Here is a 25605-nt window from a genome sequence, read left to right on the forward strand (position 1 = left end):
GCGGGAGCTTTTGGAGGCCTTGCATGACCCGCACCGACCGTCTGACGGCAATCCTTGACCTCCTGGCCAAGACCGGCCAGGTGGAGGTCGACGAGATCGTCAGTACGCTCAATGTCTCGCCTGCCACCGCAAGGCGGGACCTCGACAGTCTTGCCAAGCGGCGGCTGCTCACCAGGACCCGGGGCGGCGCCACCACGGGAGCCCTCGCCTATGACCTGCCGGGCCGGTACAACCGCGACGACCATGCCGAGGCCAAGGAACAGATCGCCCAGGCCGCTTCTGCCCTGATTGCCCCCGGGGCCGTGATCGGCCTCTGCGGCGGCACCACCAGCACCGCCCTGGCGCAGATCCTGGCCACCCGCGAGGACCTCAACGCGCCGTCCAACCAGCCCACCCTGACGGTGGTGACCAACGCCATCAACATCGCAGGGCAGCTGGCGGTCCGGCCCAACATCAAGGTGATGGTCACCGGGGGCATCCTCAACCCCCGCTCGTACGAACTGGTGGGGCCGTACACGGACATCATCATGCAGAAGGTGGTGCTGGACATTGCCTTTATCGGCGTCAACGGCATCGATCCCGAAGTGGGGCCAACCAACACGGGGGAGGGCGAAGCCTCGGTCAACGCCCTGCTCGCCAGCAGGGCGCGCGTCTCCTACGTGCTGGCTGACTCCTCCAAAGTAGGGGTGCGCGCCTTCGCCACCATGGACGGGTACAACTTCACCCGGCTGATCACCGACGCCGGGATTTCCGCCCGGGACAAGGCAGCGTTCGAGGCCAACGGCACCGAAGTGATCGTCGCCGGCAGCTGAGGCAAGGGGCTGTTCGGCTCCCGGCCATTCCGGCGCAGGCAGGACACTGACGGGTGCAGGACACTAAGCGGTAATCAGCCCGGATCCAGAAACTGAAGGCAAGATGGGAACATGCTGGTTCCCTCCCGCCGACGACTGCGGCTCGAAGTCTGGATTGTCCTGGGCCTGTCCTTGGGGCAGTCTGCGGTGTATTCGGTGGTGCAGCTCCTGGACAAGATGACCCGGGCGCCGCTGGCGGAAGGCACCTCCACACTCAACCGCTCCCAGAGCACGCGCGAATACTTTGACCTGACGTACCAGCTGCTGGATATATTCTTTGCGCTGGTGCCGGTGATGCTGGTGATCTACTTCCTCAGCGACCAACGACAGGCCGCATCGGGTGACGGCGCCAGCTCTGGTTCTGCTTTCCAGAAACTGGGCTTCAACTTCGCCCGCCCGGGCCGGGACCTGCTCCAAGGCCTGGGGTTGGCGGCACTGATCGGCATCCCGTCCCTTGGGCTCTACGCCGCCGGCAGGGCGCTGGGAATCACGACGGCCATTATTCCCAGCGCGCTGGACGCGTACTGGTGGACGGTGCCGGTGCTCATCCTGTCCGCGATGCGCCATGCGGTGGTGGAGGAAGTCATCGTGGTGGGGTACCTGTTGAACCGCTTTGCAAAGTTTGGCTGGAGCGTGCCGCTGTCCATAGTGGTGAGCTCGCTGCTGCGCGGCAGCTACCACCTGTACCAGGGGTTCGGGCCCTTCCTCGGGAATTTTGTGATGGGTGTGGTTTTCGCGTGGCTGTATACCCGGACACGGCGGGTGATGCCGCTTGTCATTGCCCATGCATTGCTGGATATCGTCGCTTTTGTAGGCTTCAGCCTCTTTGGCAAGGCCGTAGGACTGGGCTAGGCGCCCGGACAGCACACGGTAGGCATGCGGGGCGGGATGCGACGTGGACGGCATACAAGCAGGACGACATACGAGCAGGACGGCATACGAGCAGGACGACGGCGGCACGCGGTCAGGCGGGCGGGGCGTGCAGGAACCGTTCCATGGCTTCTTCTCCCGGGGACAGCCCTGCGTAGGCATAGTCCGGCGGTCTGCCGGTCACGGCTTCTGATTCGCTAGTCACGGACCCTGATTGTTGGGGCCAGCGTGGTGGTTCCCAGTCCTGGTGTTCGCTTTTGTAGTGCCGGCCGGTGGGTGAGGTCCAGCCGGGTGGTTCGTTTTTCGTTGCCGGCGTGGGTTTCCAGCCGCTGGTGTGCCGGAGCCTGTGGTGTTTCGGGCAGGGCTGTCCGAGGTTCGATACCCCGGTGGTGCCGCCTTTGTGCCAGGCGAGAAGGTGGTCGGCCTCGTTGTCCATGGAGTGGTTGCTGCAGCCCGGGAAGGGACACTTGCCGTCCCTTAGCCTGAGCCAGTTCCGCATCGCCTTGCTCACCCGGTAGCTGGTACGGCCGATTTCCAGCGGCGCCCCGTCCCGCGGGTCCACCAGCACCCGGTAGAAGGAGTTCGCACCGCCGGCGACGAGATCCCGGGCCATGGACGCCGGGATGGGGCCGTACCCGTCCAGCATGGCCGGTTCTCCGGTGAGGCCCAGCAGGGAGAACACGGGCACGGTGACCAGGACCTCGGCCCGGGGCGAGGCAGTCCCGCTGCCTCCGCTGGTGGTGCAGCTGGTGAGGAGCCCTGCGTTGAGGACCGCTTCGGTGAAGGTGTCGGCCCTTAGCTGGGTCAGGGTGCGGGCCTCGTCCGGTCCCTGCATCCCCCGGGAGATGGCGGTGAGCCGGTTCCAGACCGCGGACGCCTGGTCCGCGGGCAGGTAGGCGGAGAGCCAGGCCATGCCGTCCTGGTCGGGCCGGTATTCGACCCGCCGGTCAGCCATACCCCTGGCGTGGCGTTTTTCGATGGAGTCGGAGTGGTGGCGTTCCCGCCAGGTCCGGGCTTTGGCCCGGAACCGGTAGGCGGGCATCTCGCCGATCGGGGCGGCCGTGGCTGGTCTTGGTGTGTCCGGGTCCAGGAAGCGGGCTTCCAGGGCGGCTGCCCCGGCGGGGTCAAGGGTGGCGGCCTCGTCCACCATGACTGTGGCGTGCTGCCACGAGATTGTCCCGGCCTGCAGCGCCGAGAGTGTCAGCGGCAACTCCTTGGTCAGGGCGTGGGCTGCCGCCAGGAATGAACCCGCAGCCCGGGAACCGACGGCCAGGAGGCTGCCGATTTCCGCAGCGATGGCCACTTCCTGCGCTTGCACCGGCGCGTCCGGCGCTATGGCCCGGGCGGTGTCCGCATACTTCGCGGCAGCACGGGCCTTCAGGCCTGCGAACCGGGCCTCCGCCTCCCGGGAGCCGGCAAGGATGTCCAGGCACCCGTCAGCCAGCCCGGCCAAGGGATCAGCAGCCGAGAAAGGTTCCGAACCGCACCCATCCGCCTCCGCATTGAGCACGGCAAGAGCGGCATTGATGTCCTCAAACGCCTTCACCACCGCCGCTTTCCCCATACAGCCATCATGGCAACGGCCTACGACATTTAAGGGTCCGGGCGTCAGAGAGCCGGAAAAATGGATTCGGCCGCCATCGGCAGGTGACGCCTTTGTCACGTGCTGATGGCGGCCGAAGGCCAGGAGTGCGGGTCAGATGGTGACGGCTCCGTTGCCGGTCTCGAACGTTACTGAGAGGATCCCGGGGGTTCCGTGCGGCGCCACCCACTCTACGGCGACGTCCTCCAGCGGCTTTTCGACCGGTTCGCCCAGCCACTCCGTAACCCGGGCCGCGGAACCGGCAATGGTGAGGCAGCTCATCTTGACGTTGCTCTCGTAGGCGTTGGACGGGTGCAGGGACGGATCCCCCTCCCATTTGAGCATGTACGGAACCTGGGGGTCGGCAATCAGGCCCAGGATGCCGATCTGCTTCCAGACCAGTTCGCGGCCATCAGGGAACTTGCGGTTGCCGTTGACGGCGGAGCGGCCCAGCCGCTCCTCAAAGGGAGCCAGGTCGTCCACCTCGACGCACCAGCCCATCCAGCCGCCGCCCGCGGCAGACCGTGCACGCACAGCCTGCCCGAAAGGGGCCTTGTCGGAAGCGGGGTGGTCCAGGACCTCCACCACCTCAAGGTATTTGTGCCCCGCGAGCGGGATGATCATATTCCGGGTTCCGAACCGCGGGTGTACCCCGCCCTTCACTGCCTCAACGCCGAGGGCAGAGGAAATACGTTCGGTGGTGGCAGCCAGGCCATCGTGTTCACAGGCGTAAGAGACGTGATCCATGCGCATGCCAACATCTTGGCACTTTGTGATCGGCCTCTCAGCTTAGGCAACCCTAACTGGAGACTTCTGATCCCGGCGGTGCCTGCGGGCGGGGTGGGGTCGGAAGAAGCTCCAGCCGATTTATTTGTCGATGTAGTAGCCGGAGGTGTCGGCGATGAGGTGGACGGTGCCGCTGGAGTTGTTGGTAAGTGCGATGGTTCCGTCGGTGCCTACGGGGCTGATGACGAGGTTGGGGGTGGTTTGGCCGGGGGTGAAGTTCAGGTTGGAGGTCCCGGGGGCGGTTGTGCCGCCGGCGTGGACGGTGATGTTTCCGACGCTGGTTGGGGAAGTGACGGTGACGTTGACTGCGATGGCTGACACTCCGGTGGCCGGGATGCCGCCGCGTCCGGTTACGGGCACGCGGATTGTGGCGCCGGGGGCGACGGGGCCGGTGGTTCCTCCGGTACCGTTGCGGCTGTCTAGCTGCCTGAAAGGTACTTGGGACGAGAACGCTCCCGGATTTGAGGGTGTCCCGTCGATGTAGTAGCCGGAGGTGTCGGCGATGAGGTGGACGGTGCCGCTGGAGTTGTTGGTAAGTGCGATGGTTCCGTCGGTGCCTACGGGGCTGATGACGAGGTTGGGGGTGGTTTGGCCGGGGGTGAAGTTCAGGTTGGAGGTCCCGGGGGCGGTTGTGCCGCCGGCGTGGACGGTGATGTTTCCGACGCTGGTTGGGGAAGTGACGGTGACGTTGACTGCGATGGCTGACACTCCGGTGGCCGGGATGCCGCCGCGTCCGGTTACGGGCACGCGGATTGTGGCGCCGGGGGCGACGGGGCCGGTGGTTCCTCCGGTACCGTTGCGGCTGTCTAGCTGCCTGAAAGGTACTTGGGACGAGAACGCTCCCGGATTTGAGGGTGTCCCGTCGATGTAGTAGCCGGAGGTGTCGGCGATGAGGTGGACGGTGCCGCTGGAGTTGTTGGTCAGTGCGATGGTTCCGTCGGTGCCTACGGGGCTGATGACGAGGTTGGGGGTGGTTTGGCCGGGGGTGAAGTTCAGGTTGGAGGTCCCGGGGGCGGTTGTGCCGCCGGCGTGGACGGTGATGTTTCCGACGCTGGTTGGGGAAGTGACGGTGACGTTGACTGCGATGGCTGACACTCCGGTGGCCGGGATGCCGCCGCGTCCGGTTACGGGCACGCGGATTGTGGCGCCGGGGGCGACGGGGCCGGTGGTTCCTCCGGTACCGTTGCGGGTGTCTAGCTGCCTGAAAGGTGTCTGGGACGAGAAGCTGCCCGCACCGGACGTGATGTTGCTCTCGACCGCTGGTGCGATATGCAGCAAACGGTTTGGCGTTCCGAGACTGGTTCCAGCAATGCGACTCGTTGTAGCTGAGGCGATGACTGCCTCAGCCACTTGGGCAGGAGTCAGCCGTGGGTTTCCGGACAACAGAAGTGCTGCCGCGCCAGCCACATGCGGTGTAGCCATAGATGTTCCGCTAAGCGCAGCCGTGCTATTAGGGGAGGTGTGCCAAGCAGCTTTGATGCCCACCCCCGGAGCGTAGAGATCCACGCAGCTTCCATGGTTGGAGAATGGGGCGTGCCTGTCGGATGTATCGCTGGCTGCCACCGTTACCGCATCTGGCGTGCGGGCCGGGGATGCGGAGCAGGCATCGGTGGCTCTGTTCCCCGCAGCGACGACCGCGGAGACCCCGTCCTTAATGACAGCTTGGACCGCCGCGTCGAGCGTACTGCTGGCTGGCCCGCCGATGCTGAGGTTGACCACGGCGGGAGCTCCCTCCCGGTGCTGTCCTACAATCCACTCCAGGCCTGCGATTACGTCCGAGTAGAGGCCTGAGCCGTCGCAGGCGAGTGCCCGCACCGGAATGACGGTGGCCGATTTTGCGACACCATAGACATGGCCAGCGACGGTTCCTGCAACGTGCGTTCCGTGGCCGTTGCAGTCGCCTGATCCCAGTCCATCAGCCATTGCACTCCATCCTGCTGCAACCCGGCCGCCAAAGTCGACGTGTGAGGCAAGGACCCCGGTGTCCACTACGTAGACGCTGACACCCAGTCCGGTGGCAGGGGGCGTATACGTCCCGGAGAGGGGAAGTGCCTGCTGGTCGGCGCGGTCAAGTCCCCAGGGAGCGTCTAGCTGTGTCTCGGAGACTTTGATGATGTGGTCAGGTTCCACGGCCACAGCCCGTCCGGAACGCGCAACAGCGGCGGCCTGCCCTGGTGTCGCCCGGACAGCAGCCCCCTGGAATGCCGTTTCGAAGGTGCGGCTCACTTCGATTCCCTGGGCCCGCAGGGTCCGCGCCTCACCACGGACATCAGTTCCAGAAGCGAATCGGACGATGTAGCGCCCGCTGTCACTTTCGTGGGGGGCTGTCGGGGTCGCGGCTGCCACGGGCGGCGCCACGATCCCACCTGCCAGGCTGATGAGGCAAAGCGCGACAGACGAAAGGAATGCGTGGCGAGCCAGGAGAAAGGGCTGGGGCAATTGAATTTTGTTCCTTCTCTGAATAGAGAAACAGGCTAGTGAAGATTCCGAAGCTCAATCTATCGGAAGCGGAGGCGGCGGACGCCAAACCTCAAGAGATCCTGCGGGGACCTTGCGCAAATCTGAGGAAGGCAGTTGATTTTCTTGGTTTGACCCCGTGCGGAAGTCACACCCAGTCATACTCGTGACGTCGGTGCGAGCTGTTCCTACCCTGGGCTCAGGTCATGAGTGCCAGCGCCAAGCCCGGCTCGCTGGCCGGCAACCTCCATCCGCGGTGGGGTGCCCCGGGTGAGGACCTGGCTGTCCGGCAACGGCCGGGCGGCAAGCGCGGCCCGCGACGCTTCCAGCATGCCGGGCCCATGTCAAAGGAGCCTTAGTTGTCCAACGGATGGTCTTTTGAAACCCGCCAGATCCACGCAGGGCAGGAGCCGGACAGTGCCACCGGCGCCCGTGCGCTCCCTATCTACCAGACCACGTCCTTCGTGTTCCCCAGTGCGGAAAGCGCCGCCAACCGCTTTGCCCTTGCTGAACTGGCGCCGATCTACACCCGCATCGGCAATCCCACCCAGGACGCCGTGGAACAGCGGATCGCGAGCCTTGAAGGCGGGTTGGGAGCACTCCTGCTGAGTTCAGGACAGGCAGCTGAGACCTTTGCTGTCCTTAATATCGCCGAGGCGGGGGACCACATCGTTGCCAGCCCCAGCCTGTACGGCGGAACGTACAATCTTTTCGCCCACACCCTGAAGAAGTTCGGAATCTCCGTGACCTTCGTGGCGGACCCGGACAATCTGGACCAGTGGCGTGACGCGGTCCGGCCAAACACCAAGCTGTTCTTCGCCGAAGCGGTGTCCAATCCCCGCCAGGACGTCCTGGACATCGAGTGCGTGTCAGGCATCGCCCATGATGCCGGCGTGCCCCTGATCGTGGACAACACCCTGTCCACCCCGTACCTGATCCGGCCCCTGGAATGGGGAGCGGACATCGTGGTCCACTCGGCTACGAAGTACTTGGGCGGCCACGGGTCCGCAATCGCCGGCGTAATTGTGGACTCCGGCAAGTTCGACTTCGGCCAGGACCCTGCCAAATTCCCGGGATTCAACACCCCCGACCCCACGTACAACGGACTGGTGTATGCCCGGGACCTTGGCAAGGACGGGGCCCTGGGCGCCAACCTCTCCTACATCCTGAAGGCCCGCGTCCAGCTTCTCCGCGACCTGGGCTCGGCAGTGTCGCCCTTCAACGCCTTCCTGATCGCCCAGGGCCTGGAAACCTTGAGCCTTCGGGTGGAACGTCACGTTGCCAACGCCCTCGAAGTGGCGCGGTGGCTGGAAGGGCGTGACGACGTCGAGTCCGTCGCCTACGCCGGCCTGCCCTCCAGCCGGTGGTACGAGCGGGGCCGCAAGTACGGGCCCAGGGGCACCGGCGCGATTGTGTCGTTCAACCTCGCCGGCGGAGCCGAAGCCGGCAAACGATTCGTGGACGCGCTGGAACTGCACTCCCACGTGGCAAACATCGGCGACGTCCGCTCCCTGGTGATCCACCCGGCGTCGACCACCCACAGCCAGCTCTCTCCGGAGCAGCAGGTGGTGGCCGGGGTCACTCCGGGCCTGGTGCGGCTGTCGGTGGGGATCGAGCACATTGACGACATCCTGGCGGACCTGGAAGCCGGCTTCCGTGCTGCCAAGGAGGCAACCGGAGCCTAGCAGCACACGGCCGCCCAGCACGGCGGCAAGCCGGGGAAGTCACAACCAGTCACACTCTTGGCGGCAGGCAGGGGCTGTTTCGTACACTCGAACCAGGTCATGAGTGCCAGTGACAGCCCCGGCTTGCTGGCCGGCAACCCTCCTTCCGCGGTGGGGTGCCCCGGGTGAAGACCTGGCCTGCCGGTCATTCGACGGCGGGCAAGCGCGTAGAAGAGGTCTTGCCATGACGGTTACCGTCGCCCGTACTACCGTTCCCGAACATGGGATTGTCCGCTATGCCTCCATCGGGGGACTGCAGCTCGAGGCCGGCGGCTACCTGCCGGACGTCGTCCTCGCATACGAGACATGGGGAACCCTGAACGAGGACGGCAGCAACGCCATCCTGATCGAACACGCCCTGACCGGCAGCACCCACGTGACCCGCGGCGACACGGACGAAGAAGGCTGGTGGGAACAGCTGGCCGGCCCCGGCGCGCCAGTGGACACGGACAAGTTCTTCGTGGTGTCCATCAACATAGTGGGAGGCTGCTACGGGTCCACCGGTCCGTCCTCGCCCGCGCCGGACGGAACGCCCTGGGGTTCGCGCTTTCCACTCGTGACCCTGCGGGACAGCACGGTAGCGGAAGCCCGGTTGGCCGACCAGTTGGGGATCGGGAGCTGGTTTGCCGTGCTGGGCGGTTCCATGGGCGGGGCACGAGCCCTGGAATGGGCCATCACGTTCCCGGACCGCGTGCACCGCTGCGCGGTCATCTCCGTGGGGGCCGCCAGTACTGCCGAGCAGATTGCCTTCGCCCAGGCACAGACCCTCGCCATCCGCCAGGACGCGAATTTCAACGGCGGCGACTACTACGGCGGTCCTTTCCCGGAGGACGGGCTTGCCCTGGCGCGGCGGATCGCCCACATCACGTACCGTTCCCCGGGGGAGCTGGATGGACGGTTCGGCCGCGCGCCGCAGGCCCCCGAATCCCCGTTCCAGGGTGACCGGCTCGCTGCCCGCGGACGCTACCAGGTGGAGAGCTACCTGGACCACCAGGGCAACAAGCTGGTCCGGCGGTTCGATGCCAACAGCTACATCGCCATCACCGAGGCCCTCATGAGCCATGACGTGTCCCGGGGCCGCGGGCCGCTCGAGCAGGCCTTGGCCCGCTCCGGGGCGCGCTTCTTTGTGGCTGCCGTGGATTCAGACCGGCTCTACTTCCCGTCCCAATCCCGCGAGCTGGCGCGGGCACTCCCCGGGGACGTGGACGTCCACCTCATCGAGGCGCCCATCGGACACGACGGCTTCCTCACCGAAATCGGCCAGCTGGGCAGCCAGCTGCGGGAGCACCTTTCGGCATAACATCGCGCCCCGGCGCCGCGGAATGTGCATTATTGCAGACAGCCTCTGCATGATTCGCCGTTGAGCTCGGCGTCCAAGCGGTCCATACTCGTTGGGACCCGGCGGTTCGTGTCCAAAATCACACGCACCCGCCACAGCCTGTCCCAGTGGTGTCGAAGACGACGCCGAAGGAGTTCACTAATGAGCACGGAAAGCTCCGCCGCACGGCGGCCAGAGGAAACCGACGTCAAGGCCACAGGCCTGAGGAAAGTGGTCACGGCCTCCATGGCCGGCACCGTGGTTGAGTGGTATGAGTTCTTCCTCTATGCCTCGGCCGCCACGCTGGTGTTCGGCAAGATGTTCTTCCCCAATTCAGGGACGGAACTGGACGGCATCATCGCCGCCTTCGTCACCTATGCCGTAGGTTTCGTTGCCCGCCCCATCGGCGGCATCGTCTTCGGCCACTTCGGTGACAAGTTCGGCCGCAAGCAACTGCTGCAGCTGAGCATCATCCTGGTGGGCGTTGCCACCTTCCTCATGGGCTGCCTGCCCACCTTCGCCCAAATCGGTTACTGGGCCCCGGCCCTCCTGGTGTTCCTGCGCTTCGTGCAGGGCTTCGCCGTCGGCGGCGAATGGGGCGGCGCCGTGCTGCTGGTGGCCGAGCACAGCCCCAACAAGTCCCGCGGGTTCTGGTCCAGCTGGCCGCAGTCGGCGGTGCCCATGGGTAACCTCCTTGCAACCGGTGTGCTGTTCACCCTGTCCTCCACCCTGTCCCAGGAAGCCTTCCTCGGCTGGGGCTGGCGCGTGGCCTTCTGGCTCTCCGCAGTCATCGTGATCATCGGCTACTACATCCGCACCAAGGTCCAGGATGCGCCGATCTTCATCGAGGCACGCAAGGAAGTCACGGTTGAGCACAAGGGCTACGGCGTGGCCGAGGTCTTCCGCCGGTACCCGCGCGGCGTCTTCACCGCCATGGGCCTGCGCTTCGCGGAGAACATCCTGTACTACCTCGTGGTGACGTTCTCCATCACCTACCTGAAGGTCGTCGTCCAGACCGACACGTCCCGCATCCTGCTCCTGCTGCTGGTTGCCCACTTCATCCACTTCTGCGCTGTCCCGCTGGTGGGCAAGATGTCCGATTCGTTCGGCCGCCGTCCCGTCTACATGGCCGGTGCCATCCTCGCCGGAACCTGGGGCTTCTTCGCCTTCCCCATGATGGACACCGCCAACGAAATGATGATCCTGGCGGCCATCACCATCGGCCTGCTGTTCCACGCGCTCATGTACGCCGGCCAGCCGTCCATCATGGCGGAAATGTTCCCCACCCGGATGCGGTACTCGGGCGTTTCCCTCGGCTACCAGGTGACCTCGATCGTGGCCGGTTCGCTCGCGCCGATCATCGCCAGCTCCCTGCTGGGCAGCTTCAAGTCCTCCGTTCCGGTGGCGTTCTACCTGCTGGGCGCCTGCGTGGTAACAGGGCTTTCGGTCTTCTTCCTCAAGGAAACGCGCGGCATCTCCCTGCACGACGTCGACGCCGCCGATGCCAAGGGCACGGCAGACCTCCTGGCCGCCCAGAAGAAGTAGCAGCGGCAGGACAGAACAACACCCATGCACCGCAGCTGCCCGGACCCGCCCATCGCAGGTCCGGGCAGCCGCATGCCAGCCCCACATCACTTCGACGTCAGGACCCGCCATGCGAGCAGCAGTTCTTTACGCCACCGTCCCGTCCGGCACCAACTACACCGAGGCAAAGCCACTGGCGGTCCAGGAGCTTGAGCGCCCCGAACCCCGGGCCGGGGAGCTGGGGGTGACCATCACGTATTCGAGCCTCTGCCACTCCGATCTGTCTGTGGTGGACGGGTCCCGCGTCAGGCCGCTTCCCATGGCGCTGGGACATGAAGCGGTGGGACGGGTGGACGCCGTCGGCGAAGGCGTCACCGACGTCACCCCGGGAGACCACGTGGTCCTCGTGTTCGTCCCCAGCTGCGGCGGCTGCCGTGCCTGCCGGGCTGGCCGTCCCGCGCTGTGCCACCGTGCGGCGGAGGTCAACGGATCGGGGGACCTCCTGCATGGCGAGGCTCTGCTGCGGACGCCGGCGGGGGAGCGGATCAACCACCACCTGGGGGTGTCGGCCTTCGCCGACTACGCCGTGGTGGCCCGGGAATCCGTGGTGGCTATTGACGACGACGTCCCGGACACGGTTGCCGCAATGTTCGGTTGCGCCGTGCTCACCGGAATGGGGGCCGTGCTCAACACGGCGGCTGCCCAGCCCGGCCAGGCCGTGGCCGTTTTCGGGCTCGGCGCCGTGGGCCTTTCGGCCGTCATGGCCGCGGCGCTCGCGGGAGCATCCGCCGTGATTGCCATCGATCCTAACGAGGGCAAGCACGGGCTCGCCCTGAAGTGCGGCGCAACCGCCGTTGGAACCCCCGACGACGCCCCCCGGCTGATTGCCGAAGCCACCGGTGACGGCGTGGACATCGCCGTCGAAGCCGTGGGATCAGCCCGGGTCATCGCTGCGTGCCTGGAGCACGTGACGCGCGGCGGCGCCGTCGTCTCAGTGGGGCTGCCGCACCCCACCGCGGAACTGACTGTCCCCGCGCTCCAGTTCGCGGGGGCGGGGAAACGGTTGCTCGGTTCCTACATGGGTGATGCCGTGCCGGAGCGGGACATTCCGCTGTACCTGCAATATTGGCGCGAGGGCAGGCTTCCCGTTGAGCTCCTTCACACAGACACCCGGCCGCTTGACGAGATCAACGAAGGCCTCGACGCGCTCGCCGCGGGTCAGGTGGTCAGGCGGCTATTCCGGGCCTGAACAGGCCCAAGGCGCCCGGAGCCTATGCTGCCAGCAGGTCCTGGCGCTCCGCCACTTCCTCCTTGAGGGCGGTAATCACGGCCTGCACCCGGGCGGACCGCAGCGATTCCGGCCGGGCCACCGCCCAGATGGGCATCTGGCGTTCGAAGGCGTCGGGGAGCACCGGGACGAATTCAGGGTTCCGCGCCACCATGAAGTTGGGAAGCAGCCCGATGCCTCCGCCGCGGCGCACCGCCTCAACCTGGGCAAAGATACTCGTGGCCTGGAAGCTGGACTTCGGCGTCGGCAGCTGCGAGGACCGGTGGCCCAGTTCGGCAACCTGGAGGGCCGACTCGACGTAAGAGACGAAGCCATGCTGCCCCACGCCGTCGGGCGTTTCCGGCAGGCCGCGGGCGGCCGCGTAGGCGGGACTGGCGTAGAGCCTGAGGAAGTAGTTGGTCAGGAAGATGGTCTGCGCGTTGCTCACGTCGGTGCGGCCCACCACCACCTCCAGGTCCACGCCGGAACGGTTCTGGCTGACCTTGCGCGTGGCGCTGAGCATCTCCACATCCAGCTTCGGGTGCCGCTGCTGGAGCCGGACCAGCGCAGGCGTTACGAATTCGGCGCCAAAGCCGTCGGAGGTGCTGATGCGCACCATGCCGGACAGGGCGTCCCGGTCCTGGCCCGTGACGGCGGCCAGCGACCCCAGAGTTTCCTCAATAGTCTCCGCCGCAGCGACGGCCGACGCGCCGAGTTCCGTCAACTCCCAGCCATGCGGGCTGCGCTCCAGGGTCCGTCCGCCCAGCTGCTTGTCCAGGGCGAGGATCCGGCGCGAGATGGTGGTGTGCGTGGTGCCCAGCGTTTCAGCGACGGCGTTGAAACGCCCCAGCCGGGCCACGGTCAACAGAATCAGCAGGTCGTCCGGACTTGGAAGCCGCGCCACCGCATCCCTTTCATTCGTGTGCATCAGTGCACATACCATCTGTGATTTTTCCCCTTGATTGCACTGTAGCAGGGTGTGATGGTGGACACGGACCTCCCGGCCGCCCTCGGCCGGATGCACAGCAAAGGAGCTTATGCCATGGCAGTTGTCGGTTGGATCGGGTTGGGAAACATGGGCGGTTCCATGTCCGGGAACCTCGCGAAGGCGGGGCACGACGTACGGGGGTTTGACCTCAACCCTGCCGCGCTCGCCGCAGCGGAGGCCGGAGGGGTGAAGCCGGTAGGGAGCATCGCCGAGGCCGTGGCCGGAGCGGACGTCGTGTTCACCATGCTTCCGAAGGGCGAGCACGCCAAGGCCGTCTACCTGGGCGGGGATGGCGTGCTGGCGCATGCCGACGCCCGCACACTGCTGGTGGATTCCTCCACCATCGATATCGCCGCAGCGAAGGAACTGCACGACGCCGCCGCTGCCGCCGGCTTCCGCTTCGTGGACGCCCCCGTCTCGGGCGGGATGAGCGGCGCCAAGGCAGGGACACTGACATTCATGGTGGGCGGTGAACCGGGAGCCGTGGCCGACGCCACCACCTACATCGGACCGATGGCCGCCAACATCATCCCCACCGGCGGAGCCACCACCGGCCAGGCGGCCAAGATCTGCAACAACCTGATGCTCCTGATCAATCTGGCCTCCACCGCCGAGGGAGCCGTGCTGGCGGACCGGCTCGGCCTGGACAAGAAGGTGTTCTGGGACATCGCCTCCGTATCCTCCGGCGACAGCTGGGCCCTGCGCACCTGGTACCCCGTACCCGGCGTGGTCCCCACTGCCGCCTCCAACAACGATTTCGAACCGACGTTTACGGCCGAACTGGCGAACAAGGACATCGGCCTGGCCATCAGCGCTGCCGAGGACACCGGCACGCCGCTGGAAATCGGCAAGCACGTCCAGCAGCTCTACCAGCGCCTCATTGACGCAGGCGAGTCCGGCAAGGACTGCTCCATGATCATCAAGCTCGTTGACGGCTCGCTGGATTCAGAAAAGTAGAAGAGAGACATCATGCAGACCATTCCGCATTACATCAACGGCAACCGCATTGCCGACGCCGAACGCTTCGGCCCCGTCTTCAACCCCGCCACCGGGGAACAGGAGAAGCAGGTGGCCCTGGCTTCCGCGGCCCGGGTGGAGGAAGCCATTGCCGCTGCCAAGGCCGCGCTGCCGGCCTGGCGGGCAACGAGCCTGGCCAAGCGGACCAACATCTTCTTCCGCGTCCGCGAGATCCTCACCCAGCGGAAGCCCGAGCTGGCGGCCATCCTGACCAGCGAGCACGGCAAGGTACTCTCCGACGCTGAAGGGGAGATTTCCCGCGGCCTGGAGAACATCGAGTTCGCCACCGGGCTGTCCCACATGCTCAAGGGCGAACGCGCAGAGCAGGTGTCCAGCGGCGTGGACGTCCACTCCGTCAGGCAGCCTGTGGGAGTCGTTGCCTGCATCACCCCGTTCAATTTTCCGGCCATGGTGCCGCTCTGGATGATCGGCAGTGCCTTGGCCTGCGGCAATACCGTGCTCCTGAAGCCCAGCGAAAAGGATCCCTCCTCAGCCGTGTTCATCGCGGAGGTCTTCGCGGAGGCGGGCCTGCCTGCCGGTGTGCTGAACGTGGTCCAGGGCGATAAGGAGGCTGTGGACGTCCTGCTCGAGCACCCGGACGTCAAAGCCGTCAGCTTCGTGGGCTCAACGCCCATCGCGCAGTCGATCTACAAGCGCGCAGCGGACCACGGCAAGCGGGTCCAGGCCCTGGGCGGCGCCAAGAACCACATGGTGGTCCTGCCTGACGCGGACCTGGACATGGCAGCGGACGCGGCCATTTCGGCGGCCTACGGCTCCGCGGGTGAGCGCTGCATGGCGGTCAGCGTGCTCGTCGCCGTCGGCAATATCGCCGACGACCTCGTCGCGGCCATCAAAACCCGGATGGCCACCCTGAAGATCGGTCCGGGCACCGACCCTGCTTCGCAGATGGGCCCGCTGATCACCGCCGAACACCGCGCCAAAGTTGCTTCCTACGTGGCAGGTGCTGAAAACGAGGGCGCCACGGTGGTTGTTGACGGGCGCTCGCAGCAGTTCGATTCAAACGGGTTCTTCATCGGCGTCAGCCTGGTGGACCACGTGAAGCCGGGAATGAAGGTGTACGACGACGAAATCTTCGGCCCCGTCCTGTCCGTGGTCCGCGTGGACACCTACAGCGACGCCGTCCGCCTGGTCAACGACAACGAGTTCGGCAACGGGGTTGCCATCTTCACCCGCGACGGCGGCGCCGCCCGGCAGTTCGAGTTCGACGTCGAGGCGGGCATGGTGGGCGTCAACGTGCCCATCCCGGTACCGGTGGGCACCTTTTCCTTCGGCGGCTGGAAGAACTCGCTGTTCGGGGACACGCACATGTACGGGCCGGAGAGCATCCGGTTCTACACCAGGGGCAAGGTGGTCACCACGCGGTGGCCGGACCCTGCCACGTCCGTGATTGACCTGGGCTTCCCGCAGGTGGACTGAAACCAGCGGCATCCCGAAACAGCAACGCGGGGTCACTTCACGCCCGTCCGAGACCGGATATCGGGCATGAAGTGACCCCGCGTTGCTTTAGCGGGAAGGCTAGCCGTTCATGATTTCGCCGCGGCGGGTCATGTACTCCTCCACGGAAAGTTCCCCGTTGCTGTACTTCTCATCAAGTTCGGCAAGCTTGCGGGCGCGGTAGCCCTGCGGGGCCGACGGCGGCGGGGGAGTCGCCGGGGCCGCAGGCTGCTGCGGGGCTTCTGCGTGCGGGGCCGGCTGTACGGGCGGCAGGGGCTGGCCGTACGGCGGAAACTGCTGGTCCATCGGCGGGAGCGGCGCGGGCCGGTCAAGCTGGCGGAATCCGCCGCTGAAGTAGTCCTGCTGGGTGAAGCCGTCCCGGGGCTGCTTGCTCTGCGGGCCGTTGGAGCCGGGGAAGATTCCGCCGCCCGGGAACTGTTCGGGGTACCGTCCGGAGAAGCTTTGATCCTGGTTGCGGCGGGCCACGGACTTCCGGTACATCCGCATGGCCATCGGGATCAGGAATGACAAAATGATGATCCAGAAAAACAAGTTGCTCACGGTGCCGTGCCTCTCATGTGTGTCCTTCCAGCTTAGCCCCGTAGCGGACGCGGACGGCCGGGAGCGCGAGGAAAGCGGCGTACCGGTCCACGGCCTCCTGGACTGCGGCTGACAACACTGCCGCCGGCAATGGCGGTCCCGGAGAATCACCTGGACCAGGGAGCCGGATATCAAGCTCGCACCTGCGGGGAAGCAGCGTGTGCCGCCAGGACCCCACCATCCGCCCGTCCAGCAAAACCACGTGCATCGGTTGGCCTTGGAAGGGGAAGGCCGGGACGCCACCGCCCATATAGTGCCGGGTAGCGGAGTAGCCCATGATGTATTCGTCGTAGCACTGGATCAGGTCGATCCGTGGCCCGGCCTCCGCTGCAGTGCCGGCAGGGCGAACGGCGGCGTCTGCACGGTGGTAGTGCACGACGCCGTCAATCGCCGTTTCGGCGAGCGTTGCGGGCTGTGCCGCCAGGGTGAGTTTCAGGCCCTCCCGCACCTCCGTCATTGTCAAACCCGACCAGTCCGCGCAGTCCTTGACGGTGGCGGGACCACGGCTGGTGAAGTAGCGCCGGGCTAATTCAGCCAACGCTTCCGCGCGGGTGGGGCCCGGCTCCGGTCCGGCCGGAACCCGTTCGTCGAACAGCGCATACGTCTGCTTTAGGGCACCCCCGGCGCTGCGCACCGGCGTTCCGCTCACCAGGACGCCGCTGATTTCGGCGTGCATGACCAGGTAGGCGAGCTCCAGGCCCTTGGCCGCAAACCCGGCTTCCCGCAGTTTTTCGGCGAGGCCTTCGCGCGGAAGGTGGTTTCCGTCCTCGACTGCCCGGGCCAGGACCTGCGCGCTGCGGGCGGCCGTTGCCGCGTCAATGCCGGTGCGGCGGTAGGTCGGGGCATTGGCCTGCCCAAGCCGGGGCGCCGACAATGCAAGGAGCCACCGGAGGTCCTCCCGGTGGACAAAATGCCAGGTTGGCCGGAGGATGTGCGTGCGCAGTATCCGGCCGTCGGCCACGGCCTGCTCGATGTCCAAGGCGGTAACGGGTGGATTGGCGGTGCCTGACACGCGCTGCGCCAGGCTCCACCTCGCATAGGGAAACTCCTGCGCCTGAAGGGCCAGCAGGCTCCGCAGTGCGGCCTCCGGCGAGGGGGCGGCGGGTTCCCGGAGCATTTGGGCATGAAGCCGCAGCCGCACTGCCGCGTCCGGTTCCATGTCCATTGCCAGCTAATCCGCTGCCTGATGCCCTATCCCGGAAACCTGCGCTATCGCCGGGCAGCCTCGGTGCTGCCCAGTGGGCCCTCGCCGGAACCCAACGGAACGCCCGGCCCGAAGACTGGGCCCGGCGTCGGCCGTTTCGCGGTGATGCCGTCACCGGAGGACTGGTTGCGCAGCCGCCGAAGCACCCACGGCACGAAGTACTGCCGGGCCCACACCAGGTCGCCCGAGCGCGCCTCGCGCCACGTCCGTGGCGGAAACGGCTTGGGCTGAAGCGGCTCCAGCGTGTGCTCCACGTTCAGCGAGTCCAGCACCATGGCGGCGATGGTGTGGTGGCCCAGGGGGGAGAAGTGCAGCCGGTCCTGGTCCCACATCCGGGGATCGCTGAGCTGGCGGAGGGACCACATGTCCGCGATCACGGCGTCGTGCCTGGCGGCGACGGTCCGCAGGTTTTCGTTGTAGATGGCAACCTTGCTGCGGATCCTGCCGAGCACGGAAGTGCCGGTGTCCGGACCATTGAAGAGCACCACGGTGGCACCGCCCATGGCCAGGATCTGGACCACCGAGTCGAGCTTCTCGGCGAGGGCGTCGGGGTCCCCGCCCGGACGCAGCAGGTCATTGCCGCCGGCGGAAAGGGTGACCAGATCGGGCTTCAGCGCAAGGCACGGAGCGAGCTGCTGGTCCACGATCTGCTGCAGCAGCCGGCCGCGCACCGCCAGGTTTGCGTAGGCGAAGTCCGGCTTGGTGCGGCTGAGCTCCTCCGCCACCCTGTCTGCCCAGCCGCGGAACGCGCCCGGGCTTGAGGGTTCGGGGTCTCCAATGCCCTCGGTGAAGGAATCGCCCATGGCCACGTAGCGGGTCCAGGGGTGGGATCCGGAATGCGCGGGCGGGGTCTGGATAGCACTTTCTTCAGTCACGGTCTCCATCCTGCCTTTCGCTTCTCTGGCTACGCGAACGTAGGTTGTTACCTCTTAGTAACTGGTAAGAATGGAAACCATGACTGAAGCCGAAGTATTTCCTGCCCCTGTCGTTTTGTGGTCCCATCCGGAGGACCAGCGCGACGGCAAGCCGCTGCTGGTGCTGCTGCACGGCTACGGAGCCAACGAGCAGGACCTGCTGAGCCTGGCCGACCTGCTGCCCGGCGACTTCGCGGTCGCCTCGATCCGGGCGCCCATCGCCATGGGCCCCGGGTTCACCTGGTTCCCGCTCACCGCGTCCATTGACTACTCGCTCGAGCGGGTCAAAGCCGCGTCCTCCTTCGTGCTGGACTGGATCGACACCATCAGGGCGGGGCACCCGTCGGTGTCCCTGCTCGGTTTCTCCATGGGCATGGCCATGGCCACCACGCTCCTGCGGCAGCGGCCCACGGACTTCGCAGCCGTCGTCGGACTCTCAGGCTTTGTGGTGGACGCCGGCGACGATCCCAGCTTCCGGGATGACGAGCTGGACGGAACTATTCCGATGTTCTGGGGCCGTGACCAGCAGGACCCCGTAATCACCCCGGACAAAATCGACTTCACCATGGCCTGGGTCCGCAAGCACGTCAGGCTCACCAAGGTGCTCTACACCGGCATGTGGCACGGGATCAACCAGCAGGAGATCGGGCACGTGGGCGAGTTCCTCACCCACGAGGTCCTCAAGAAGTAGGACCTATGACGCCGGGCGGCGGGCCAGTGCCGCCCTTCGGCGTCAGGCTGCGGGCGCTGCCACGCGCACAGTCTGCCCGTTCACCGTGACGGTGTCCCCGTTGTGCAGCTGCCGGCCGCGGCGGTCGTCGATTTCCCCGTTGACCTTGACGAGCCCGTTCTTAATGAGCTCCGCCGCTTCCACCCCGTCCTCCACCAGGTTGGCGAGCTTCAGGAGCTGGCCAAGGCGGATCATGCTGTCGCGGATGGTGATCTCTTCAACATTGCTCATAGAAGCAATGATGCCTGACGTAAGGTGGATTCAATGACCCCCAGCCCCCGCCTGCCGCTGATCGCAGGCCTTCCCCTGGCGGTGGGCGCGGGCCTCGCCATTCCCGTCCAGGGCCGTATCAACGGAGCCCTTGGAGCCCGCCTCAACGACGGCATCGCCGCCGCAGTGGTGAGTTTCAGCACCGGACTGGTGTTGATGATCCTCATCTCGCTGGTCCTGCCGCGCGGCCGGGCCGGCCTGGCCAGGATCCTGCCCGCAGTCCGGAGCAGGGCTTTTCCGCGCGTGTACGTCCTGGCCGGCGGCATCGGCGCGCTCTTCGTCTTCGCCCAGTCCTTCACAGTGGCACTCCTTGGCGTTGCCCTGTTCACGGTCGCCACGGTCACCGGCCAGACCGTCAGCGGGCTGCTGGTCGACCGGCTGGGCATCGGACCGGCCGGCCGGAAACCCGTCACCGGCATCCGCGTCGTTGGCTGCCTGTTGACCATTGCCGCCGTGGCCTGGGCCGTTTCGCCCCGCTTCACTGGATCAACGGGCATGGCCTCCGACGCCGGCGCAGGACCAGGCGGCGGCGCGGCGGCCCTGCTTGTTCCGCTCCTGTTGCCGGTGGCGGCAGGGTTCCTGATGAGCTTCCAGCAGGCCATGAACGGAACAGCCACCGTCCACTACGGCACGCCCATCGCTGCAACGCTGGTCAACTTCGTGGCCGGCTCCGCCGTACTGTGGGCCGCGTACGCCATCAAAGTCTCGGTGGCCGGATGGGGCAATCCGCTGCCGGGGGAGTGGTGGTACTACGTGGGCGGTCCCATGGGCTGCGTGTTCATCGGGCTGGGCGCGCTGCTGGTCCGCAGCCTGGGGGTCCTGGTCACCGGACTGGGCATGATTGCCGGGCAACTGCTGGGTTCGCTCGCCCTGGATGTCGTGCTGCCAACTCCGGGGACGGTAGTGGCGCCGGCCACGGTGCTGGGCACCATCCTTACCCTCGCCGCCATCATCCTTGCCACGCTGCCATGGCCGCGGGGCGCGCTGCGCAGGTAGCGGCCGGTAGGCTAGGGCACGCAGCTTTTTCGCTTTCCCTTCATCCGCCCCGCCCGGCAACCAGAGATATCCCGCCGCTGGTTCCACCGGGCCAGCAAACCGCGGACCGCACCCAGCGGCCCTGTAGAAATTGGAGTTACCCCCATGGCAGCAAAATCCGTTCTCGACCAGGTCATTTCCCTCTCCAAGCGCAGGGGATTCGTGTTCCAGGCCGGTGAGATCTACGGAGGTTCGCGCTCTGCCTGGGACTACGGCCCCCTTGGCGCCGAGCTGAAGGAAAACATCAAGCGCCAGTGGTGGCAGTCCATGGTCCGCGGGCGCGAGGACGTGGTGGGCCTGGACTCCTCCGTCATCCTGCCCCGCCAGGTGTGGGAAGCCTCCGGGCATGTGGAGGTCTTCTCCGACCCCCTGGTGGAGTGCCTCTCCTGCCACAAGCGCTACCGGGCAGACCACCTCGAGGAAGAGTACGAGGAAAAGAAGGGCCGCCCCGCCGAGAACGGCCTCAAGGACATCGCCTGCGCCAACTGCGGCACCCGCGGCGAATGGACCGAACCGCAGGAATTCTCCGGCCTGCTCAAGACCTACCTGGGTCCGGTTGCCAGCGAAGAGGGCCTGCACTACCTGCGTCCGGAGACGGCGCAGGGCATTTTCGTGAACTTCAACAACGTCCTCACCACCTCGCGGAAGAAGCCGCCGTTCGGCATCGGCCAGATCGGCAAGTCCTTCCGCAACGAGATCACCCCGGGCAACTTCATCTTCCGCACCCGCGAGTTCGAGCAGATGGAGATGGAGTTCTTCGTCGAGCCCGGCACCGATGAGGAATGGCACAAGTACTGGATGAACGAGCGCATGGCCTGGTACACCGGCCTGGGCATCCGCGAGGAAAACCTGCGCTTCTTCGAGCACCCGCAGGAGAAGCTGAGCCACTACTCCAAGGGCACCACGGACATCGAGTACCGCTTCGGCTTCCAGGGCTCCGAGTGGGGCGAACTGGAAGGCATCGCCAACCGCACAGACTTCGACCTCTCCACGCACGCCAAGGCTTCCGGCACGGACCTGAGCTACTTCAACCAGGCCACCAACGAGCGCTACACCCCCTATGTGATCGAGCCGGCGGCCGGCCTGACCCGTTCCTTCATGGCCTTCCTGGTGGACGCCTACACCGAGGACGAGGCCCCCAACGCCAAGGGCGGCGTGGACGTCCGCACCGTCCTGCGGCTGGATCCGCGCCTTGCCCCCGTCAAGGCCGCCGTCCTGCCGCTGAGCCGCAACGAGGACCTGTCCCCGAAGGCCAAGGCCCTGGGTGCGCAGCTGCGCAAGAACTGGAACATCGACTTCGACGACGCCGGCGCCATTGGCCGCCGCTACCGCCGCCAGGACGAAATCGGTACCCCGTTCTGCATCACTGTGGACTTCGACACCCTCGAGGACCAGGCAGTGACCATCCGCGAGCGGGACACCATGAGCCAGGAACGCGTCTCCCTGGACAAGGTGGAGGGCTACCTGGCCGCACGCCTGATCGGCGCCTAGCCATGGCCATCGAATACCGCGAATGGCGGGAAGGCGACGACCTCGCCCTGCTGGAGATCTGGGGCGACCCGGAGACCCAGCAGGCCCGCCAGTTCCGGGGCGCGTTGACCCTGTCCTCCGACGGGAGCGGCGGCACGCCGTGGCGCCGCTGCATCGTTGCCGAGGACGTGATCGACGGCGTCGGCATCCCCGTGGCGGCGGGCGTGGTCTACGAGGCGTCGCTGCACCCTGAACGGCTCTGGGCCTACATCGAAGTGGCCCGGGACCACCGGCGTTCCGGCATCGGTGCCACCCTCCTGACCATGCTGCGCCGCGAGGCCGGCCAGTCGCCGTCGGGCGTTTCCAAACTCCGCGCCAAAGTGGAGCCGGGCACTCCGGGGGCCGCTTTCGCGGAGGCCTTCGAGCTTGCGCCCATCCAGCGTTCGCGGCTGGTGGTCATAGAACCGGGAGCCCTGCGGCTTCCTGTGTTCCCTGCCGGGGACGACGGCGGCGGGCCCGCCAACGATGAAAATGCGGGCTCCGACATCGTGATGGACCTCGCAACAGGGTCCGTTGAATTGACCGACGTTGTGGGCAGGTACTACACCTCGATCCACGGCTGGGATTCGCCCGGAGTGCTCTCGGTGGGGCAGGTGCAGAAGCTGTTCCTGGACGACCTCACCGGTGCCCACGGCGCCATCGTGCTGCGGGCGCGGCCAGAGTCTGCGTTCGGCGCCGGCGTGGCGCCCACCAGGAAGGGCCGGATCCGGGCCTTCGCCGTGAGCTACGCCGCGCCCGCCAACCCGGACGCGGCACCAGGCCAGGAAGCTGCCGGACCTGAAGCGCCCACGGACGTGTTCGTCGGCCATGAACCCGGCCTCGCCGCGGATGATGCTGCGGAAGCGGTCCGGGACATGCTCGCGCTGATCGCGTACCAGCACCCGGTGATGCTGGAACTGGACGACTCCATGACGGCCCTCCGTGCCGCCGTCGAGCCCCTGCTGGAAAGCGGCAAGGCGCGGCTTGCCGGCCCGGAAACCCTCATCGTCTCGGACTAGCCCCGCCAAGCCCAACCAGGTAGCGCCAAGTGTCGTTATGGGGCCTCAAAACGACACTTAGCGCTACCTGGTTGGGGGAGGGGCTGGGGGCCGGGGCTTACAGGGTCACCTGGACCGCTGATTCCGGGAGCAGCCGGGCGAAGGCTGCAGGCAGGGCAACGTCAGCGCCGGTGCTTTCGGCGAAAGCCTTCATCACGAAGCCCGTAGTGAGCGTCTGCCACAGCCCGATCTTGCGGAGCATGAAGTGGCCTGCCCCCTTGAGCGCCACGTACTGCATGCTCGCGGCGCCGGCCGAAGCGCGCCGGGCGAACAACTGCGACGCCGCGGGGCTGGTCCACCTGTCCCTGGTGCCATGGACAATAAGCACCTTGCGGCCTGCAACCGCGGAGACGGGAGTTCCCGGGCTGAGCCAGGGAGCAAGGGCGACGACGGCCTCCACCCCGGGCTGGTCCGCGGCGCAGACGGCGGTGAGCCCGCCCATGGAATGGCCCACCAGGAAGATCGGCACGCCCGGGTGCTGCTCCTGGATCTGCCCAAGTGCCCAGCGGGCGTCCTGGAGCGGGGTCATCTCAGCGCCGTTCCAGCCGCGGACGCTGTTGCGCAGCGACCACACAGCCAGCCCATGCTTGCGGCCGGCGCGGTGCAGGTGCCGCGCGAAGGGCACCATCCTCGCCGGACTCAGGTGCCGGGCCTCGACGGGCTCGCGGCTCTGGGACTTGCCGCCATGCAGGACCAGGGCAACACCCCGGGTGGGAGCCGCCGGTTGAAGGACGCGGAGCACTGCCTGCCGGGCAACCGCGGGTGCACCGGCAGGGCGGGATCCGCCGTTTTCCTCAGTACTGCTGCTGGCCATGCCCGGTACCTCCCAGTCCCCAAAGTTCCATTTATCAACCCTACGGTGCCGGACGTAGAGTTCAATGTATGAGGTTCTACTGCTGATGGGGTCCGGTCACTCCCACGCTTCCACAGGCCATTCGGAGCCGACGCCGGAAGCGATGGCCGCCCGACGGAAAGCCAACCGCATCCTGGCGGCGGTGCTGATCCCGCTGACGCTGCTCACGCTCGCGGGAATGGCGATGCTCTGGCCCTCGGGCAGCAAAGAGGGTATTTCCCTGGCCAACCCCTACTCCGCCGCCCCCGGGGTCACCTTCGACACCGGCACCATCCAAAGCGTGGTGACGGAGGACTGCATGCAGGGCGCGTCACAGCAGGGCCAAAGCCAGCAGGGTTCGGGCGGCCAGGGTACGGGCGACCAGTCCCAGGGCCAGCAATCCCAGCCGGGATCGGACTGCACCTTCGCCTTCACGGAGCCGGACAAGGGAGGCAGCCCGGTCAAGGTGGTCATCAACCCGGACGTCGCCAAGTCCCATGGGGTCAAGCCCGGTGACCAGATCCGGTACCTCAACCTGTCCAACGCCCAGGGCGCCTCCGCGGGCCAGGGTTCGCCGGCGTTCATTTTTGTGGACTTCGTCCGGACCCTGCCGATCGTCCTGCTCGCACTGCTGTATGCGGCGGTGGTGATTGCGGTGGCCCGCTGGCGGGGCCTGCGTGCCCTGATCGGGCTCGTCGGCGCCTACTTCGTGCTGGCCAGCTTTATGCTCCCGGGGCTGGTGGAGGGGAAACCGCCACTGCTGCTGGCCCTGGTGGGCTCCACGGTGATCATGATTGGCGTCCTGTACTTCGCCCACGGATTCTCGGCACGGACCTCCACCGCGCTGCTGGGCACCATGTTCGGACTGGGGATCACGGCGCTCCTGGCCGCCTGGGCCACGGGCGCCGCCAACCTCGCCGGGGTGGGCAGCCACGATGCCACCACCCTGGTGAACACTTCTGCCAATATCTCCATCTCCGGCGTCATCCTGTGCGGGCTCATCATCTCCGGGCTGGGTGTCCTCAACGACGTGACCATCACCCAGTCCTCCGCCGTCTGGGAACTCTATGAACTGGCACCGGGGAGCAGTGCCCGGAAGCTGTTCACCTCAGCCATGCGGATCGGCCGCGACCACATCGCCTCCACGGTGTACACCATCGCCTTCGCGTACGCCGGCGCGGCCCTGCCCATCCTCATCATCGTGATGCTGTACGACCGCCCGCTCGCGGACACGCTCACCAGCGCGGAGCTGTCAGAGGAAGTCATCCGGACCCTGGTGGGCTCCATCGGCCTGGTGCTGGCCATCCCCGTCACCACGCTGATCGCGGTCCTGGTGGTCAAGGCCACCGGCATCCGGGCGGACGCCGGGGCCGCCGCCCCTGCTATGGCAGCGGCCGGGCCGGGCTGGACACCGGCCGGCTCAGCCAACGGCAACGGCGGCCACACGATCGTGGACGACGTCGAGGACACAGGCGCCCTCGCAGCCGCCGCACTGGAGGGGCGCTCCCGGCGGTCGGCCGCAGGGGAGGGCACCGAGCCGCCCACCCGGCGGGGACGCCGGGCGGAACGGGGCTGACCGGTCCCGCACGGGCGTAGACTCCCGATTTGCCCGGC

At 66.7% G+C, this 25605-nt stretch carries 22 protein-coding genes and 2 riboswitches; of the genes, 13 read left to right on the forward strand and 9 right to left on the reverse strand.

The window, feature by feature from the left end; translation table 11 throughout:
- Window positions 1-23 precede the first annotated feature (23 nt).
- Entirely contained in the window at window positions 24-812 is a 789-nt protein-coding gene (locus C3B78_RS06315; protein ID WP_104997318.1) for a DeoR/GlpR family DNA-binding transcription regulator, read from the forward strand.
- A 111-nt stretch (window positions 813-923) separates the two neighbouring features.
- Window positions 924-1703: a CPBP family intramembrane glutamic endopeptidase gene (locus C3B78_RS06320; RefSeq protein WP_104997319.1), complete on the forward strand. Its 780-nt coding sequence runs from the start codon at window positions 924-926 to the stop codon at window positions 1701-1703.
- 112 nt (window positions 1704-1815) lie between these two features.
- On the opposite strand, the gene C3B78_RS06325 is transcribed toward C3B78_RS06320, so the two are convergent.
- The 3 genes from C3B78_RS06325 to C3B78_RS19835 all read right to left on the reverse strand — a co-directional run bounded on the left by C3B78_RS06325 (window position 1816) and on the right by C3B78_RS19835 (window position 6315).
- Window positions 1816-3285 carry an HNH endonuclease signature motif containing protein gene (locus C3B78_RS06325; protein ID WP_104997320.1) on the reverse strand — a complete coding sequence of 490 codons (1470 nt, stop codon included), beginning with the start codon at window positions 3283-3285 and terminating at the stop codon, window positions 1816-1818.
- A 132-nt stretch (window positions 3286-3417) separates the two neighbouring features.
- Window positions 3418-4056 carry a VOC family protein gene (locus C3B78_RS06330; RefSeq protein ID WP_104997321.1) on the reverse strand — a complete coding sequence of 213 codons (639 nt, stop codon included), beginning with the start codon at window positions 4054-4056 and terminating at the stop codon, window positions 3418-3420.
- 114 nt (window positions 4057-4170) lie between these two features.
- Complete coding sequence (locus tag C3B78_RS19835; protein WP_234005539.1) at window positions 4171-6315, reverse strand: S8 family peptidase; 2145 nt, start codon at window positions 6313-6315, stop codon at window positions 4171-4173.
- A gap of 433 nt (window positions 6316-6748) precedes the next feature.
- Window positions 6749-6862, forward strand: a riboswitch (SAM riboswitch).
- A 43-nt stretch (window positions 6863-6905) separates the two neighbouring features.
- Here C3B78_RS19835 and C3B78_RS06340 point away from each other — a divergent pair.
- The 4 genes from C3B78_RS06340 to C3B78_RS06355 all read left to right on the forward strand — a co-directional run bounded on the left by C3B78_RS06340 (window position 6906) and on the right by C3B78_RS06355 (window position 12361).
- Window positions 6906-8231 carry a bifunctional o-acetylhomoserine/o-acetylserine sulfhydrylase gene (locus C3B78_RS06340; protein WP_104997322.1) on the forward strand — a complete coding sequence of 442 codons (1326 nt, stop codon included), beginning with the start codon at window positions 6906-6908 and terminating at the stop codon, window positions 8229-8231.
- A gap of 95 nt (window positions 8232-8326) precedes the next feature.
- Window positions 8327-8442, forward strand: a riboswitch (SAM riboswitch).
- 12 nt (window positions 8443-8454) lie between these two features.
- The gene (gene metX / locus C3B78_RS06345) at window positions 8455-9570 is read left to right on the forward strand and encodes a homoserine O-acetyltransferase MetX (RefSeq protein WP_104997323.1); all 1116 of its coding nucleotides are present in this window, start codon (window positions 8455-8457) and stop codon (window positions 9568-9570) included.
- A gap of 180 nt (window positions 9571-9750) precedes the next feature.
- Window positions 9751-11133 (forward strand): MFS transporter, encoded by a 1383-nt coding sequence (locus C3B78_RS06350; protein ID WP_104997324.1) that lies wholly within the window; start codon window positions 9751-9753, stop codon window positions 11131-11133.
- A gap of 109 nt (window positions 11134-11242) precedes the next feature.
- Window positions 11243-12361: a zinc-dependent alcohol dehydrogenase family protein gene (locus C3B78_RS06355; RefSeq protein ID WP_104997325.1), complete on the forward strand. Its 1119-nt coding sequence runs from the start codon at window positions 11243-11245 to the stop codon at window positions 12359-12361.
- 22 nt (window positions 12362-12383) lie between these two features.
- Here the strand turns inward: C3B78_RS06355 and C3B78_RS06360 are convergent, their stop codons facing one another.
- Window positions 12384-13307 (reverse strand): LysR family transcriptional regulator, encoded by a 924-nt coding sequence (locus tag C3B78_RS06360; RefSeq protein ID WP_199775348.1) that lies wholly within the window; start codon window positions 13305-13307, stop codon window positions 12384-12386.
- 114 nt (window positions 13308-13421) lie between these two features.
- On the opposite strand from C3B78_RS06360, the gene mmsB reads away from it, so the two are divergent.
- Window positions 13422-14324: a 3-hydroxyisobutyrate dehydrogenase gene (gene mmsB / locus C3B78_RS06365; RefSeq protein ID WP_104999666.1), complete on the forward strand. Its 903-nt coding sequence runs from the start codon at window positions 13422-13424 to the stop codon at window positions 14322-14324.
- Between the two features lie 12 nt (window positions 14325-14336).
- On the forward strand, window positions 14337-15821 hold the full coding sequence (locus tag C3B78_RS06370; RefSeq protein ID WP_104997327.1) for a CoA-acylating methylmalonate-semialdehyde dehydrogenase: 1485 nt from the start codon (window positions 14337-14339) through the stop codon (window positions 15819-15821).
- Window positions 15822-15920: 99 nt separating this feature from the next.
- On the opposite strand, the gene C3B78_RS06375 is transcribed toward C3B78_RS06370, so the two are convergent.
- From C3B78_RS06375 to C3B78_RS06385, 3 genes are read right to left on the reverse strand one after another with little or no spacing between them, the layout of a single operon-like run.
- Window positions 15921-16400 carry a hypothetical protein gene (locus C3B78_RS06375; protein ID WP_104997328.1) on the reverse strand — a complete coding sequence of 160 codons (480 nt, stop codon included), beginning with the start codon at window positions 16398-16400 and terminating at the stop codon, window positions 15921-15923.
- Between the two features lie 13 nt (window positions 16401-16413).
- A complete protein-coding gene (locus tag C3B78_RS06380) occupies window positions 16414-17604 on the reverse strand; it encodes a winged helix DNA-binding domain-containing protein (RefSeq protein ID WP_311216895.1) in 1191 nt (396 codons plus the stop codon).
- A 44-nt stretch (window positions 17605-17648) separates the two neighbouring features.
- On the reverse strand, window positions 17649-18446 hold the full coding sequence (locus tag C3B78_RS06385) for an SGNH/GDSL hydrolase family protein (protein WP_396136695.1): 798 nt from the start codon (window positions 18444-18446) through the stop codon (window positions 17649-17651).
- Window positions 18447-18597: 151 nt separating this feature from the next.
- On the opposite strand from C3B78_RS06385, the gene C3B78_RS06390 reads away from it, so the two are divergent.
- Window positions 18598-19248: an alpha/beta hydrolase gene (locus C3B78_RS06390; RefSeq protein WP_104997329.1), complete on the forward strand. Its 651-nt coding sequence runs from the start codon at window positions 18598-18600 to the stop codon at window positions 19246-19248.
- A 42-nt stretch (window positions 19249-19290) separates the two neighbouring features.
- Here C3B78_RS06390 and C3B78_RS06395 read toward each other — a convergent pair whose 3' ends face one another.
- Complete coding sequence (locus tag C3B78_RS06395; protein WP_104997330.1) at window positions 19291-19518, reverse strand: RNA-binding S4 domain-containing protein; 228 nt, start codon at window positions 19516-19518, stop codon at window positions 19291-19293.
- Between the two features lie 33 nt (window positions 19519-19551).
- Between C3B78_RS06395 and C3B78_RS06400 the strand changes: the two genes are divergently transcribed.
- The 3 genes from C3B78_RS06400 to C3B78_RS06410 all read left to right on the forward strand — a co-directional run bounded on the left by C3B78_RS06400 (window position 19552) and on the right by C3B78_RS06410 (window position 23120).
- Window positions 19552-20553, forward strand: coding sequence for a DMT family transporter (locus tag C3B78_RS06400; RefSeq protein ID WP_104997331.1), 1002 nt, complete (start codon window positions 19552-19554; stop codon window positions 20551-20553).
- Between the two features lie 144 nt (window positions 20554-20697).
- The gene (locus C3B78_RS06405; protein ID WP_104997332.1) at window positions 20698-22083 is read left to right on the forward strand and encodes a glycine--tRNA ligase; all 1386 of its coding nucleotides are present in this window, start codon (window positions 20698-20700) and stop codon (window positions 22081-22083) included.
- 2 nt (window positions 22084-22085) lie between these two features.
- Window positions 22086-23120 carry a GNAT family N-acetyltransferase gene (locus C3B78_RS06410; protein ID WP_104997333.1) on the forward strand — a complete coding sequence of 345 codons (1035 nt, stop codon included), beginning with the start codon at window positions 22086-22088 and terminating at the stop codon, window positions 23118-23120.
- Between the two features lie 97 nt (window positions 23121-23217).
- Here C3B78_RS06410 and C3B78_RS06415 read toward each other — a convergent pair whose 3' ends face one another.
- Entirely contained in the window at window positions 23218-23973 is a 756-nt protein-coding gene (locus C3B78_RS06415; RefSeq protein ID WP_104997334.1) for an alpha/beta hydrolase, read from the reverse strand.
- Between the two features lie 85 nt (window positions 23974-24058).
- Here C3B78_RS06415 and C3B78_RS06420 point away from each other — a divergent pair, with 85 nt between their 5' ends.
- Window positions 24059-25567: a YibE/F family protein gene (locus tag C3B78_RS06420; protein ID WP_199775398.1), complete on the forward strand. Its 1509-nt coding sequence runs from the start codon at window positions 24059-24061 to the stop codon at window positions 25565-25567.
- Window positions 25568-25605 lie beyond the last annotated feature (38 nt).

Source organism: Arthrobacter sp. PGP41 (assembly GCF_002953935.1).
GTDB lineage: Bacteria > Actinomycetota > Actinomycetes > Actinomycetales > Micrococcaceae > Arthrobacter.

What these genes read in the sequence shown, in the direction of transcription:
- C3B78_RS06315 (WP_104997318.1), top strand. Translation starts at nt 24, where the DNA reads ATGACCCGCACCGACCGTCTGACGGCAATCCTTGACCTCCTGGCCAAG.
- C3B78_RS06320 (WP_104997319.1), top strand. Translation starts at nt 924, where the DNA reads ATGCTGGTTCCCTCCCGCCGACGACTGCGGCTCGAAGTCTGGATTGTC.
- C3B78_RS06325 (WP_104997320.1), bottom strand. Translation starts at nt 3,285, where the DNA reads ATGGGGAAAGCGGCGGTGGTGAAGGCGTTTGAGGACATCAATGCCGCT.
- C3B78_RS06330 (WP_104997321.1), bottom strand. Translation starts at nt 4,056, where the DNA reads ATGCGCATGGATCACGTCTCTTACGCCTGTGAACACGATGGCCTGGCT.
- metX (WP_104997323.1), top strand. Translation starts at nt 8,455, where the DNA reads ATGACGGTTACCGTCGCCCGTACTACCGTTCCCGAACATGGGATTGTC.
- C3B78_RS06350 (WP_104997324.1), top strand. Translation starts at nt 9,751, where the DNA reads ATGAGCACGGAAAGCTCCGCCGCACGGCGGCCAGAGGAAACCGACGTC.
- C3B78_RS06355 (WP_104997325.1), top strand. Translation starts at nt 11,243, where the DNA reads ATGCGAGCAGCAGTTCTTTACGCCACCGTCCCGTCCGGCACCAACTAC.
- C3B78_RS06360 (WP_199775348.1), bottom strand. Translation starts at nt 13,307, where the DNA reads ATGCACACGAATGAAAGGGATGCGGTGGCGCGGCTTCCAAGTCCGGAC.
- mmsB (WP_104999666.1), top strand. Translation starts at nt 13,422, where the DNA reads ATGGCAGTTGTCGGTTGGATCGGGTTGGGAAACATGGGCGGTTCCATG.
- C3B78_RS06370 (WP_104997327.1), top strand. Translation starts at nt 14,337, where the DNA reads ATGCAGACCATTCCGCATTACATCAACGGCAACCGCATTGCCGACGCC.
- C3B78_RS06380 (WP_311216895.1), bottom strand. Translation starts at nt 17,604, where the DNA reads ATGGACATGGAACCGGACGCGGCAGTGCGGCTGCGGCTTCATGCCCAA.
- C3B78_RS06385 (WP_396136695.1), bottom strand. Translation starts at nt 18,446, where the DNA reads ATGGGCGATTCCTTCACCGAGGGCATTGGAGACCCCGAACCCTCAAGC.
- C3B78_RS06390 (WP_104997329.1), top strand. Translation starts at nt 18,598, where the DNA reads ATGACTGAAGCCGAAGTATTTCCTGCCCCTGTCGTTTTGTGGTCCCAT.
- C3B78_RS06395 (WP_104997330.1), bottom strand. Translation starts at nt 19,518, where the DNA reads ATGAGCAATGTTGAAGAGATCACCATCCGCGACAGCATGATCCGCCTT.
- C3B78_RS06400 (WP_104997331.1), top strand. Translation starts at nt 19,552, where the DNA reads ATGACCCCCAGCCCCCGCCTGCCGCTGATCGCAGGCCTTCCCCTGGCG.
- C3B78_RS06405 (WP_104997332.1), top strand. Translation starts at nt 20,698, where the DNA reads ATGGCAGCAAAATCCGTTCTCGACCAGGTCATTTCCCTCTCCAAGCGC.
- C3B78_RS06410 (WP_104997333.1), top strand. Translation starts at nt 22,086, where the DNA reads ATGGCCATCGAATACCGCGAATGGCGGGAAGGCGACGACCTCGCCCTG.
- C3B78_RS06415 (WP_104997334.1), bottom strand. Translation starts at nt 23,973, where the DNA reads ATGGCCAGCAGCAGTACTGAGGAAAACGGCGGATCCCGCCCTGCCGGT.
- C3B78_RS06420 (WP_199775398.1), top strand. Translation starts at nt 24,059, where the DNA reads ATGGGGTCCGGTCACTCCCACGCTTCCACAGGCCATTCGGAGCCGACG.